General features: G+C 67.3%; 13 protein-coding genes and 1 other annotated feature. Of the genes, 6 read left to right on the top strand and 7 right to left on the bottom strand.

Translation table 11 applies throughout. The features are described from left to right. Positions 1-83 precede the first annotated feature (83 nt). Complete coding sequence (gene mutY / locus EV216_RS01775) at positions 84-1,145, top strand: A/G-specific adenine glycosylase (RefSeq protein ID WP_132693337.1); 1,062 nt, start codon at positions 84-86, stop codon at positions 1,143-1,145. A 165-nt stretch (positions 1,146-1,310) separates the two neighbouring features. Here mutY and EV216_RS01770 read toward each other — a convergent pair whose 3' ends face one another. From EV216_RS01770 to EV216_RS01755, 4 genes are all read right to left on the bottom strand, one after another. Continuing rightward, a complete protein-coding gene (locus EV216_RS01770) occupies positions 1,311-1,949 on the bottom strand; it encodes an NAD(P)-dependent oxidoreductase (protein ID WP_132693336.1) in 639 nt (212 codons plus the stop codon). Positions 1,950-2,106: 157 nt separating this feature from the next. Further along, complete coding sequence (locus EV216_RS01765) at positions 2,107-3,210, bottom strand: site-specific DNA-methyltransferase (protein WP_132693335.1); 1,104 nt, start codon at positions 3,208-3,210, stop codon at positions 2,107-2,109. A 98-nt stretch (positions 3,211-3,308) separates the two neighbouring features. Further along, positions 3,309-3,959 (bottom strand): ribonuclease HII, encoded by a 651-nt coding sequence (locus EV216_RS01760; protein ID WP_132693334.1) that lies wholly within the window; start codon positions 3,957-3,959, stop codon positions 3,309-3,311. 118 nt (positions 3,960-4,077) lie between these two features. Then, positions 4,078-4,509 carry a hypothetical protein gene (locus EV216_RS01755; RefSeq protein ID WP_132693333.1) on the bottom strand — a complete coding sequence of 144 codons (432 nt, stop codon included), beginning with the start codon at positions 4,507-4,509 and terminating at the stop codon, positions 4,078-4,080. A 198-nt stretch (positions 4,510-4,707) separates the two neighbouring features. Here EV216_RS01755 and EV216_RS01750 point away from each other — a divergent pair, with 198 nt between their 5' ends. Genes EV216_RS01750 through EV216_RS01740 form a run of 3 tightly spaced genes read left to right on the top strand, consistent with a single transcriptional unit; the run spans position 4,708 to position 7,340 of the window. Continuing rightward, entirely contained in the window at positions 4,708-5,001 is a 294-nt protein-coding gene (locus EV216_RS01750) for a hypothetical protein (protein WP_132693332.1), read from the top strand. Positions 5,002-5,007: 6 nt separating this feature from the next. Then, complete coding sequence (locus EV216_RS01745) at positions 5,008-5,724, top strand: winged helix-turn-helix domain-containing protein (protein ID WP_424511160.1); 717 nt, start codon at positions 5,008-5,010, stop codon at positions 5,722-5,724. Positions 5,725-5,768: 44 nt separating this feature from the next. Beyond that, on the top strand, positions 5,769-7,340 hold the full coding sequence (locus tag EV216_RS01740) for a hypothetical protein (RefSeq protein WP_132693331.1): 1,572 nt from the start codon (positions 5,769-5,771) through the stop codon (positions 7,338-7,340). Positions 7,341-7,380: 40 nt separating this feature from the next. Here EV216_RS01740 and EV216_RS01735 read toward each other — a convergent pair whose 3' ends face one another. The 3 genes from EV216_RS01735 to EV216_RS01725 all read right to left on the bottom strand — a co-directional run bounded on the left by EV216_RS01735 (position 7,381) and on the right by EV216_RS01725 (position 10,097). Further along, positions 7,381-7,668 (bottom strand): TraR/DksA family transcriptional regulator, encoded by a 288-nt coding sequence (locus EV216_RS01735; RefSeq protein WP_243641933.1) that lies wholly within the window; start codon positions 7,666-7,668, stop codon positions 7,381-7,383. A gap of 64 nt (positions 7,669-7,732) precedes the next feature. After that, complete coding sequence (locus EV216_RS01730; protein WP_132693329.1) at positions 7,733-8,587, bottom strand: universal stress protein; 855 nt, start codon at positions 8,585-8,587, stop codon at positions 7,733-7,735. Between the two features lie 19 nt (positions 8,588-8,606). Beyond that, complete coding sequence (locus tag EV216_RS01725) at positions 8,607-10,097, bottom strand: SulP family inorganic anion transporter (protein ID WP_132693328.1); 1,491 nt, start codon at positions 10,095-10,097, stop codon at positions 8,607-8,609. Between the two features lie 68 nt (positions 10,098-10,165). Continuing rightward, positions 10,166-10,223: a sequence feature (sul1 is cis-regulatory element that is thought to sense ions involved in sulfur or methionine metabolism; They are found in Alphaproteobacteria), on the bottom strand. Between the two features lie 745 nt (positions 10,224-10,968). Here EV216_RS01725 and EV216_RS01720 point away from each other — a divergent pair. Continuing rightward, a complete protein-coding gene (locus EV216_RS01720; protein ID WP_243641939.1) occupies positions 10,969-12,186 on the top strand; it encodes a PQQ-dependent sugar dehydrogenase in 1,218 nt (405 codons plus the stop codon). Next, complete coding sequence (locus EV216_RS01715) at positions 12,186-12,764, top strand: c-type cytochrome (RefSeq protein ID WP_132693326.1); 579 nt, start codon at positions 12,186-12,188, stop codon at positions 12,762-12,764. The genes EV216_RS01720 and EV216_RS01715 overlap by 1 nt, the downstream gene beginning before the upstream one ends. Positions 12,765-12,817 lie beyond the last annotated feature (53 nt).

Raw genomic sequence — 12,817 nt, 5'->3', positions numbered from 1 at the left:
CCTGTCCTTTCCCTTGCCTGCGCCTAGCTTAAGCGGCAGGAGAGCGGGCAGCCAGACAAATGACCGGGGCGGGGGCATAAAGATTGCGTGACGCGGAGCTAAGCCGGGCCTTCCTGGACTGGTACGACCTGCACGCCCGCGACCTGCCCTGGCGGGTGGGGCCTGCGGCGCGGGCGGCGGGGGTGCAGCCCGACCCCTACGCGGTCTGGCTGTCCGAGGTGATGCTGCAACAGACCACCGTGGCGGCGGTGCGCGACTATTTCCACCGCTTCACCGCCCGCTGGCCCGATGTCGAGGCGCTGGCCGCGGCCGAGGATGCGGCCGTGATGGGCGAATGGGCGGGGCTTGGATATTACGCGCGGGCGCGCAACCTGTTGAAATGCGCGCGGGCCGTGGCGCGGGACCATGGTGGGCGCTTTCCCGACAGCCGCGAGGGGCTGCTGGCCCTGCCCGGCATCGGCCCCTACACCGCCGCCGCGATCGCCGCGATCGCCTTTGACCGGGCCGAGACGGTGGTGGACGGCAATGTGGAACGGGTCATGGCGCGGCTGTTCGCGGTGCAGACGCCCCTGCCGACCGCCAAGCCCGAACTGACGGCGCTGGCGGCCCGGCTGACGCCGACGCGGCGCCCCGGCGATCATGCCCAGGCGGTGATGGATCTCGGCGCCACGATCTGCACGCCGAAACGCCCGGCCTGCGGCATCTGCCCGCTGCGCGCACCCTGCGCGGCGCGGGCGCAGGGCATCGCGGCCGATCTGCCGCGCAAGCTGGCGAAACCGCCGAAACCCACGCGGCTTGGCATTGCCTATATCGGCCGCCGGACCGATGGCGCGTGGTTGCTGGAGCGCCGCCCGGAAAGCGGGCTTCTGGGCGGCATGCTGGGCTGGCCGGGCACGGATTGGGCCGAAACAGAGCCTGTTTGTGCCCCCCCGGCCGATGCCGATTGGCGCGATCCGGGGGCCGAGGTGCGCCACACATTCACCCATTTCCACCTGCGCCTTGCGCTGCGCGTGGCCGACCTGCCCGCAGACTGCGCACCCCGGCGCGGCGCTTTCGTCGCGCGGCACGATTTCCGTCCCTCGGACCTGCCGACCGTGATGCGCAAGGCGTTCGACCTTGCCCGCGGTAGCATCGGTCGCGATTGATTAGACGAACGCATCCCGCAAAGAATCAGAGGAAAGGCGCCGCACCCCGGAAGACACAGGCCAGCCCGCCGGACGGCGATCCGGAACCTTTGCGTCCGCCTCCCGCCCGGGCACGGAAGCCCCGGCGCAAAGGCCAGGGCGAGCGGGGTCTTCCGGCCGCGGTTCCTAGCGGATCAGCACCGGCGCTTGGTGGACATGGCTGCCGTCCTCGGCCGCATGGACCAGGAAATGCGCGACATCCCCGCGCGAGATCAGGCCGTTGCGCCATGTCTCGGGCTCGACAAGCACCTCGTAGGCGTGGCTGGGCGGGCGGTTCATCAGGATGCCCGGCCGCGCGATGGTCCAGTCCAGATCCGAGGCGCGGATCATCTCCTCCTGCACATCCTTGTCGGCATAGGCCCGGCCGAGCAGCGTCTTGAACGGGATCTTCTCGACCGTGCTGATCCTGTCCTTGCTGTCGCCCGCACCGAAGCCGGTGACGACCAGAAGCCGCCGCACCCCCGCCGCCGCCATCGCGGGCAGCAGAACCCGCGTCGCGTCGGAAAACAGCGTGGTGCGCTCGGCTATCCCCGACAGCGTCTTGGGGATGCCAAGGGCCACGATCACCGCATCCACGCCCTTCAGCGCGGCTGCCACCTCCTCGGGGTTCAGCGCGTCGCCGGTCAGCTTTTCCAGCCGGTCATCCTCGATCCCGATCCGGTCCGCACTGCGCGCAAAGGCGCGCACGTCATGTTCGCGTTGCAGGGCGTAGCGCACGGTCTCAAGCCCGATGCCCCTGCTTGCTCCGATCACAAGAAATCGCATGTGACACCTCCTTTTGGTTGAGAGATTAGGGCGTGGCGTGCCGATTCCGAGACCCCCGGCCCGGTCCGGACGAAAAAAAGCCCCGCCACGGGAATGGCGGGGCAAGGTTGTGCGCGGCGGCCCGAAGGCCGCAGGCACAGGCGGTAAGCGATGGGGTCTAGTTCGGCCGTTCGGCCATCTCGGCGCGGATCTGCTGGCGCAGGACGTCGATGGGCACCATCTGGCCCTCGCGGCGGTAGTGCCAGTAGGTCCAGCCATTGCACGAGGGCGCGCCCTCGAAGGCCGCGCCGACCTGGTGGATCGAGCCGGTCACGTCCGGGCCGACCAGCGTGCCGTCGGCGCGCACCTTGGCGGTCTTGCCGCGCGGCGAGACCAGCACCTCGCCCGGGCGCAGCATCCCGCGTTCGACCAGTACGCCAAAGGCCACCCGCGGTTCGGCCCGGCGCGAGGTCGAGACCATCAGCGCCTCGCGGTCATATTTGCGCACGCGGGCCAGCCGCGCCTCGGCCACCTTGCGATAGCTTTCCTCGCGCTCGATCCCGATGAAGTCGCGGCCCAGCATCCTGGCCACCGCCCCGGTGGTGCCGGTGCCGAAGAACGGGTCCAGCACCACATCGCCGGGATTGGTCGTGGCCAGCAGCACGCGATGCAGAAGCGCCTCGGGCTTTTGCGTCGGGTGGGCCTTGTCGCCATTGGCGTCCTTCAGCCGTTCATGCCCGGTGCAGATCGGCAGCACCCAGTCGCTGCGCATCTGCACGCCCTCGTTCAGCGATTTCAGCGCCTCGTAGTTGAAGGTGTATTTCGCGCCCTCGGATTTCGACGCCCAGATCAGCGTCTCGTGGGCGTTGGTCAGCCGCTTGCCCTTGAAATTCGGCATCGGGTTCGACTTGCGCCAGACCACGTCGTTCAACAGCCAGAAGCCCTGGTTCTGCAACTCGGCGCCCAGTCGGAAGATGTTGTGATAGCTGCCGATCACCCAGATCGCGCCATTGGGCTTCAGCAGGCGGCGCGCGGCGGCCAGCCAGTCGCGGGTGAAGCGGTCATAGGCGGCGAAGCTGTCGAACTGGTCCCAGTGGTCGTTGACCGCATCGACGCGGGAATTGTCGGGCCGATGCAGATCGCCCCGCAATTGCAGGTTATAGGGCGGGTCGGCAAAGATCAGGTCGATGCTGGCCTCGGGCAGGCCGTTCATCGCCGCGATGCAATCGCCCGCAAGAATGGTATTGAGCGGGAGCGTCCCCGCCTCTTTCGCCTTGGTCATCTCGTGTCACTGCCTCTTTTGGCGCGCCCTTGTTGCGGGCGTCGCTGCTTGGCGGTGACTTTGAGTCAAACCCGATTCGCCGTCAAATCCTTTTTGAATCAGCTACTTACGGAATTTTCTTGATACAATATGTTGTGCACCGGCGCGAACGAACGCCTATGGTGTGGGCTGACCCCAATATCTCGGAGCGCCTGGACATGCGCCCTGGTCGGATAGCCTGCGTTCCTGTCCCAGCCATAACCGGGGAAGTGTTGCGCAAGCTCCACCATGATCCTGTCGCGTGCCTCTTTCGCCACGATCGAGGCGGCCGCGATCGACAGGCTGCGCGCATCGCCCTTGACGATGGCAAGGCCCGGGCAGGGCAGGTCGACGGGCAGGAGGTTGCCGTCGATCAGCGCCAGATCGGGCAGCGCCGACAGCCCGGCAATGGCGCGGCACATCGCCAGATGGCTGGCGCGCAGGATGTTCAGCGCGTCGATCTCGGCGACGCTGGCGTGGGCGATGCTGACCTCGGCGCACCCCATCAGCGCCTCGGCCAGCGCGGCGCGGCGGGCGGGGGTCAGCCGCTTGGAATCGTCCAGCCCGGGCGGGATCGCGGCCGGGTCCAGCCGCACCGCCGCCGCCGTGACCGGGCCTGCCAGCGGGCCGCGCCCGACCTCGTCCACGCCCACGACGATGCGGGCGCCCCGGGCAAGGGCGTCGGTTTCCAGCGAGAAATCTGGGATCGGTCGGGGCGTGGCGCGGGTCATGGGATGACACAAGCGCCCTTCGCGCCGGGCCGCAACACGAAAAGGGGGCGGAGGCTGCTCGTCCCTCCGCCCCCCGGCGCGGGGCCTCACCCCCCCGCGCCCTGCTCGAACCGTCGCCTCAGCGGCGTCGGCCCTCGACCCGGTAACCGGCATTCTGCAGACAGCTCAGCCTGTAGGCATCGACGCTGCCACGGTTGCCGCGCACCGAGATCTCGCAGCGGTCGGGCAGGCGGCGGATGCCTTCGTTGCGCAGGCAGCGTTCGGTGACGACGCGTTCGGGTCCGCGGCGGGTGTTGATCGTGCGCACGCAGCTTGCCGGAATCACCTGGTGCCGGTTGTAGCCGCGAGGGGACTGCCAGCCCGCGGCCTGGCTCTTCTCGACCCGGTTCACGGCGCGGCGGTTGCTCTCCAGCTTGTCGACGATGACGTAGACCGCCGCGGCACCCAGCAGGATCCTGGCCAGATCGTCGGCGGCGCGGGCGGGCGCGGCGGCAATCGGGGTCAGCGCGACGGCGGCGGCCAGAAGCGGGGCAAGGAAGAAGCGTGGCATGGTCGTGGTCCTTTCCTGTTGGCGCCGGGGCGAGTCGGCGGGAACGCGGCCCGCCCGGCCTTGCGATGGATCGACCATCCGGCCGGGGCGCGCTGACAGGCAATAACGCCCCCCTGTTATCGGATAACCGTCGGCGCGAAGCCCCTTGCGCCATGGGTGATATTGAATAGCGCCGCGCGCTGGCCCATGCTCGGCCGCATGAAAACGCATCACCTCATCCTGGCCGCGCTGGCGGCGATCTTCCTGGCAGGGGCCGCCTCGGCCCAGTGCTATGCCGATTACAAGGCCAAGCAGGACAACCCGCTGCGGCTGCATTACGGCGTGATCGAACTGCCCGCCTCGGCCTGCGGCAGCCGGGGCGATGCCGCGCGCGAGATCGACCGCCGGATCGGCCGCAACGGCTGGCAATTGCTGAACGTGATGTCGATCTTCGGCGCGGACGGGCTGGCCGAGCGCAAGGCAAGCGCCGGTCAGTTCTTCCTGCGCTTCTGAGGCCACATGGTGCGCGCCCCTGCGGATAGCGACGCCGAGGCGCCCGCCCGCCCGCTTCAGGCCGGGCGGGTGGTCGTCATGGGCATGGTCGCCATCGTCGCGATCCTGCTGATCGCGGCGGGGGTGCTGTTCTTCAGCCTGCCCGATGCCGACGCCTTCAACATCCGGGTCGAGCGCATCTTCGTCGAGAATGACGACCTGACCTCGGGCGCCGAGATCAAGCTGCTGGAGATCCTCGCCCAGTCAGGCACCGCATTCGCGGATGTGCTGACCTCCTACCGGGTGGTGATCTTCGTACTGCTGGTCTTTTCCACCGCGCTGCTGATCGCGGCGCTGGTGTTCCTGCTGACCATCATCACCCTGAACCGGCGGATGTCCGAGATCGAGCGTGCGGGGATCCGCGTCTCGTCGCTGACGGTCAACCGGGCCGAGAACACGGTGATCCTGAACGGCATGGCCTTCAAGCTGACGCCTGCCGCGATCGAGACGCTGTCAGTGCTGGCCGAGGCGCGGATGGATGACGACATGCTGTCGGGCGCCGAGATCGAGGCGACGATCTCGGGCCGCCGCGCCGAGGATTGCGACGAGGCGGCGGGCGCCACAAGGATCAAGCGGCTGCGCGATGCGCTGGGCAACCAGATGGTCAGCGAACTCCTTATCAAGAACGTCGCCCGGCGGGGCTACATGCTGGCCATCGACAAGGACGTGATCCGCATGACCTGAAGCCTGCGCTGGACGCAGGCGACGCGCCGGGTCAGGATCGGGCCATGCGCGACCTTCTCCGGTTCCTTCGCCTTGCCCTTGTGGCGCTGCTGCTTCCGCTGGCGGCGGCTGCCGGAGAGGTGACCCTGTCCCGCGCCGATCTGGCCGAGATCGCGCCGGGGCTCTGGTCCGCCCCGGGCCTGCCGCTGCCCGACGAGGACCGGACCCTGCCCATTGTCGGCGACCAGAACACCGAGGACGGCACCCGGCTGTTGCGCCATCTGGCGGGGCGGGGCGGGATCAACGGCTTTGCCGGCCTCCTTTACGACAACCGCGACCGCGGCCATTCCACGCTGCGCCCCGACCTGTTCCCGCGCCTTGCCCGGCTGGTCTATGCGGCCGATCTGGTCGAGGCGGGGCGCGATTACGGTCTGGCGGGCCAGATCCATCTGCCCGCGGTCGTGCTGGGCAATTCCTCGACCGCGCTGACCGCCGGACCGGCCCCGCGCAGCCTTGTGCGCCTTGCCATGACCCGACCGATGGGGCCGCAGCTTGCCGCCGAACTTTACCAGCGCAACGCGATCTACATCTATCCCGAGCATCGCGACCATGATGCAGAGGATCTGTTTCCCGCCAACTGGCCCTATACCATCACCAGCCAGGGCTCGTCAGGCTCTGATCGGCGCTTTCTGATCGCCATTGCGATGACGCTGGCCGCCTTTCCCGCCGACACGATGTCCGCGCTACGCGATCACGGGCTTGTGGCGCCCGCGATCCAGATGATCCTGCGCCGTAACCTCTCCACGGTCGGCAGTCGCGATGATTACCTGTCGGGCCGCGCCCATCCCGCCGCCTTCGAACCCGGCCAGATCCGGATCGGGCGGATGGTGGCCCAGGCCGCCGGGATGCGGGCGGACGAGATCCCGCCCATGGTCCGGCTGCGCGTGATCGACGAGGGATTCCGGCAGGAGGCCGGGCTGGCGGGGCTGGATGAACGGCTGTTCGACACGCCATCGGCGATCGCGCGGATCTGGCGGGATTTCGACTGGCAGCGCGAGATGATCGTCAGCGCCGAGGAGACCGCGGACCCGAACGGCCGCCCGCTGCGCTTCGACTGGAGGCTTCTGGCGGGCGATCCCAAGCGGGTGAGGATCGAACCGCTCGACCCCGAGGGGCGGCGCGCGCGTATCGTCATCGACTGGCACGACCCCTGGACATTGCCCGCGCCCGGTGGTGGCGACGAGTATGACAGCCGCCGCCATGCGCGCGTCGATATCGGCGTCTTTGCCCATAACAGCGCGCAGGACAGCGCGCCCGGCTTCGTCACCGTCGCCTTTCCCGCGCATCAGCGGCGCAGCTATGGCCCGGTCGAGCCGGACGGCGCGCCGCGGCTTCTGTCCATCGACTATGACGCGGCCGGGCGCGGCGTCGGTTTCGATCCCGTGCTGTTCTGGACCGCGCCATGGTCGGACGAGGCGCGCCATGACCTCGACGGAACACAACTGGGCTGGATCCGGCGTTGGGCCGATGGGCGCGAGCGCTTCGTCGCGTTCGACGATCTGCGTCCGGCGGACGGTCCGCGCTACCGGGTGGACCGCAGGAACGCGCGGCAGCCGGAGCTGCATTTCCATGATTGAGGTCCCGGGCAGGTCATTCGCACCGACCTCTCGGTTTGGTTCAGCGCGCGCAGCCGACGCAGCGCGTCAGCGTCGGATCGACATCAAGGCGCTTCTCGCCGATGAACTCGCCGCACAGGTCGCACCAGCCGAATTCGTCGGACTCGATCCGGCGGATCGCGGCCTCCAGCGCGCGGCCCCGGGCCTGGCGCCGCGCCTCCTGCGCCGCCGCCATGGATTGCTGCTGCATCGCGTCCATCCGACTCAGGCGACCGACGCTGGCCTGGTCAAGCTGCACCGGTCGACGAGCCTCGCCCGTCGCTGCCGAGGCTTGTCTGAGGCCGTCCATCTCGTTCCGCAAGCGCGGCAGGTACCTCGTCCTCAATTGGTCCGGCGACGGCTCGTCCATCGGTTCAGCGCACCAGCAGCACCGGCGCGCGACAGGTGCGGATCATCTCGGAGGTGGTCGATCCAACGATCATGGTACGCAGCCGCGAATGGCCATAGGCGCCCATCACCAGCAGGTCGAACCCCTCGTCCTGCTCCAGCTTGCCCAGCACGGCGGCGGGCTGACCCGACAGGATATCGGTTGCAGCCTCGATGCCGGCAGCGCGCAGCATCGCCGCCGCGTCGCCCAGGCTGCGGGCTGCCTCGGACGTGGCGTTTCCGACGGTGACAAGCCGCACCGAGAGCCCGGCGAACAAGGGGTTGCGCGCCATGTAATCGACCGCCCGCATCGCCGACGGGCCGCCGTCCCAGGCGACCAGAACCCGCTCGATCGGGCGGAAGGCGCGCGAGGCGACGAAGACGGGCCGGTGGCTCGACCGGACGATCCGTTCCAGGTTCTGCCCCAGGTGGCGCTGCGGCTTTTCGGCGGTTTCGCCGCGCTTGCCGATCAGTACCATCGCGGCGGCCAGATCCTGCTCTCCGACGGTTTCGGCGATGTCTCCATGGCGCAGATGCGAGTTGACGTTGGTGATACCGGCGGCATTGATCACGGCCACCGCGTCGTCGAGGATGGCGCGGCCGCGGTGAACCATCAAACGGGACCGCTGTTCATCGAGACTGGCCAATTCCTCCATCAGCGCGCTGCGCGCGCCAAGCTTGATCGAGCCCGAAAGGTCGGCCTTGGCCGCCCCCTCACGCGGACCCAGAACGTGCAAAAGCTCGATTACAGCCCCGGTGCGCCCTGCAATCCACGCCGCATGTTCGCAGACGCTGTGCGAATAGATCGAGCCGTCGACGAAGGCGATGATCGTGTCGGTCATGGTGTCGTCCCCCTCGGACTCAATGGGCGCTCAGTTTGTCCAGCGCATCTGACTTGTCATGGACGGCAAGCCGGTCGACGATGGTTTCCGACGCCTCGTTCAGCCCGACGATCTCGACACTGGCGCCATCGCGGCGGAACTTCAGCACGGCCATGTCCAGCGCCGCAACGGACGAGATGTCCCAGATATGGGCGCGGCTGACATCGATCACGACGCGGTCCAGTGCCTCGCGGAAGTCGAAGGAGCGCATGAAATCCTCGGTCGAGGCGAAGAAAAGCTGCCCCTCGATGCAATAGGTCCGCATCCGGCCGTCGGGGGAAAGCGTCGAGGTCACGCGGAACAGCTGCGCGATCTTGGCGGCGAAGAAGATGCCGGACAACAGCACCCCCAGCAGCACCCCGATGGCGAGGTTGTGGGTCCAGACGACCGCGACCACCACCGAGACCATCACGATGGAACTGGAGGCCGGATGGGTGCGCAGCGCCTTGATCGAGGACCACGAGAAGGTCCCGATCGAGACCATGATCATGATCGCCACCAGCGCGGCCATCGGGATCTGGCCCACCCAGTCGCCCAGCACCACGCAGAAGAACAGAAGCATCGCCCCCGCGGTAAAGGTCGACAGCCGCCCCCGCCCGCCGGATTTCACGTTGATGATGGATTGCCCGATCATCGCGCAGCCCGCCATCCCGCCGACAAAGCCGGTCGCGGTGTTGGCAAGCCCCTGTCCGATACATTCCTGGTTGCGGTCGCTGGTGGTGTCGGTCAGGTCATCGACGATCTGCTGGGTCATCAGGCTTTCCAGAAGGCCCACGACCGCCACCGCCACCGAATAGGGCAGGATGATCCTGAGCGTTTCCAGCGTCAGCGGGATGTCGGGGATCAGGAACATCGGCAGCGTATCGGGCAGCGCGCCCATGTCGCCCACGGTGCGCACGTCCCAGCCGAACCAGATGGTCAGCGCGGTCAGCGCCAGGATCGTCACCAGCGGCGAAGGCACCGCCCTGGTGACCAGCGGCAACAGGTAGATGATCGCCAGGCCGGCGGCGACCAGCGCATAGGTCAGCCATGTCACCCTGGTCGGGTCAAGCTCGGGCAATTGCGCGATGAAGATCAGGATCGCCAGCGCGTTGACGAACCCCGTCATCACCGAGCGCGAGACGAAGCGCATCACCCGCCCCAGCCTGAGGAACCCCGCCGCGATCTGCAACAGTCCGGCCAGAACCGTGGCCGCGAGCAGGTATTGCAGCCCGTGGTCCTTGACCAGCGTCACCATCAGCACCGCGGTCGCCGCCGTGGCCGCCGAGATCATGCCCGGCCGGCCGCCGGTGATGGCGGTGATGACCGCGATCGAGAAGCTGGCATAAAGCCCCACCTTGGGGTCGACGCCGGCGATGATGGAAAAGGCGATGGCCTCGGGGATCAGGGCCAGCGCCACGACAAGGCCCGACAGCACGTCGCCGCGGACATTGCCCAGCCATTGGTTGCGGTAGGCGGAAAGGGTCATCATGGGAAACCTCGTCGGGAACCGGCCGGGGCGTTCAGCCCGCTTCCGGAATGGGGTCTTTGGGCTTTTCGGGTTGACCGGCGGATCGGCGGCCGGAAGAGCCACCCGGGAGCCTCCCCCGGGTCCATGTTCTGCCCCTGCCCTTAGCCGCCGCGACCCGGATTGCCAATATGCAAAGGCGCCCTGCATGCGGCGCAATGGGGACATGCCGTCAGATTACGCGGAAAACGGCTATTCTGCCACGCTCAGGTCCGCCCTGATCCGCGCGTGACGCGCTGCACCAGGTTACCCAGTCTGCCAGAAAAGCCCGGGCGGCATGTAGTAGGTTGCTACTACCACTGCCAGCCCCGCATGGGTCTAAGCTTTCCCCGAACAGGGAAGGAGTGCGGGAGGGCCTATTCCGGAGAGCACGCATGACGGCGTGATGAATCGTCTGGGGGCAAATCCGGCAAGGGCGGCGCCCTGCCGTCCCGGGCGGTTCGCGCGGCGGGCGTGGCAACCCGGCACATGGATGGATTGCAGAGCCGTTCGGGCATGTGAGACGCGTCGACGGAAACCACGGGCAATCAAGCGAGGCAATCTCCGAGGCTGGACGCCTGACCGCGTCGAGGGCGCGGGCAGATCACCTCGACTGACGACGGCACAGCGCCGCCCAGACCGGGAAGCCTACTTTCCGGCGCCCTTTCTGGTGACTTCATTTTTGACCAAACCATTGTTTTAATTATAATAATTGACAAAAAATCTTGCTGTGTCCAAAGCTGAGGCTGTCGCGGGAGGAGCGACATGGGATTCCCTATCGCAAGGGATCCACCAGATCGGGAGGAAAAGAATGCTCAGCAAAAGAGTGTTGTCCGGGCTGTTGCTCGGCGCCGTGATGACCACGCCGCTTGCGGCCCAGGACAACATGGACAAGCTCACGAACATGCAGCGCACGGATGCGACCTTTACCTTTATCGACCAGGAAGGGGACCGGGCCGCGGCGCTGCGAAACATCATCCCGCATATCAACGTGCCCGAGGGTTTCGAGATCAGCCTTTACGCGGTCGTGCCCGATGCCCGCTCGATGGCGGTGGCGCCGCAGGGAACGGTCATCTTCGTCGGCACGCGCAAGGACAAGGTCTGGTCGGTGGTCGACCGCGACCGTGACCGCGTGGCCGATCAGGTCATGGATTTCGCGCCCTCGATCACCTTCGACATCCCCAACGGGCCGTGCTTCTCGCGCGACGGGTTCCTGTACATCGCGGAACGCAACCGCGTTCTCGTCTTCCCGGCGGCGGAGTTCTTCTTCGAGGGTCCGGACCCGGCCGTGGGCGTCGTGGTGGCGCAGGGCGAACTGGTCCCGCCCGAGGAGGAAAGCTTCAACCACACTGCCCGGGTCTGCCGCGTGGGGCCGGATGGCAAGCTCTATATCTCGCTCGGCCAGCCCTACAACGTGCAGCCGGTGGACAAGCACGAGATGTATGACCAGATCGGCATCGGCGGTATCATCCGGATCAACACCGACGGCTCTGGCCGCGAGGTCTATACCCGCGGCATCCGCAATTCGGTCGGCCATGACTTCAACCCGGCGAATGGCGACCTGTGGTTCACCGACAACCAGGTTGACGGCATGGGCGACGACATCCCGCCGGGCGAGCTGAACCGCCAGACCGCGGCGGGCCAGCATTTCGGCTTCCCCTGGACCAATGCGCGGGTCGAGATCCCCGAATACAGGAACGTGCCGCGTCCCGAGGGCGTCGAGTTCATCGAGCCGCAGATCGAGATGCCGGCCCATGCCGCGGATCTGGGCATGAGCTTCTACCGCGGCAATTCCTTCCCCGAGAAGTATCGCGGCGGCATCTTCTCGGCCCAGCACGGGTCGTGGAACCGCACCACACCGATCGGCGCCAGGGTGATGTTCACCACGCTGGACGAAGACGGCAACGCCGCCGGGACCGAGGTCTTTGCCGATGGCTGGCTGAACGAGGACACGGGCGAATATCGCGGCCGTCCGATGGACATCGCCTTCCTGCCCGATGGCTCGATGCTGGTCTCCGACGATTTCGCGGGCGCGATCTGGCGCATCGCCTACAACCCGGCACCGGCCGAGTAATGCGGCTTTCGGTGCTTTTCGTCCTCGGCGGGCTTGCGCTCGCCGGGGGCGGCCCTGCCTTGGCCGAGGATCCGGAGGCCGGACGGCAGGTCGCGAACATGTGCCGGACCTGTCATGGACTGGACGGCTATGCGCAGGTTCCGATTGCCCCCCATATCGGCGGCGAGCCGAAGGAGTATATCGAGGCCCAACTGATGGCCTTCAAGACCGGCGCGCGGGAGCACGAGATCATGTCGGTCGTATCCACCAGCCTGTCGGCGCAGCAGATTTCGGATGTGGCGGCCTGGTATGCCGCGCATGTCGCCACGGCAACCCTGCCCGACGGTGTCAGCGCCGCCGATGCGCCGGTCGCCTGCGTGTCCTGCCACGGGGTCGACGGCATTTCGGTCGCGCTGAATGCGCCGAACCTTGCGGGCGAGGTCAACATCTACATCGACACCCAGCTCAAGGCGTTCCGCAGCGGCAAGCGCCGTCACGCGATCATGTCCGAAATCGCTGCCGAGATGACCGACGAGGAAATCCGGGCCGCCGCAGACTGGTATGCGCGCATCCGGCTTGACATCGCTCCGATCGAATAGGCCGGACGCGTCGGACGGCGCCTGTCACAAAAAGTTAACAAAACCGTCAGGCG

The organism is Rhodovulum steppense (assembly GCF_004339675.1).
Taxonomy (GTDB): domain Bacteria; phylum Pseudomonadota; class Alphaproteobacteria; order Rhodobacterales; family Rhodobacteraceae; genus Rhodovulum; species Rhodovulum steppense.
Note: the sequence above shows the minus strand (reverse complement) of the source record. Positions and strands in the feature narration are given on the sequence as shown.